Source organism: Bartonella queenslandensis AUST/NH15, from assembly GCF_000312585.1.
Classification (GTDB): Bacteria; Pseudomonadota; Alphaproteobacteria; order Rhizobiales; family Rhizobiaceae; genus Bartonella; species Bartonella queenslandensis_A.
In genome coordinates, this window is the sequence record NZ_HE998016.1 from 1 (window position 1) to 236 (window position 236).

Below are 236 nucleotides of genomic sequence, written 5' to 3' on the forward strand. Positions count from 1 at the left end.
GCTTCAATCTGCACACTGCCCGTTAATTCAACACGGGTTGATTGATGAGAAAGCACCAGACCTTGTGCACTCAAATGGATTTGGTTTTCTCCATGGGAGAGAATAAGCTCATCTTTTGTTATGCGCAGTGCTCCCCCCGCATAACAGAGCGCCAACTCTTCTGGGTGGCGTGCGGGATTAGGCATAGCCTCACTATAGCTATCGCGCACCACTAAAGACGCAGAGCCAATTTCACC

1 pseudogene is annotated in these 236 nt (G+C 50.0%); it reads right to left on the bottom strand.

The window, feature by feature from the left end:
* A pseudogene (locus tag BN338_RS09185) lies at nucleotides 1-236 on the bottom strand (baseplate assembly protein); the annotation flags it as partial.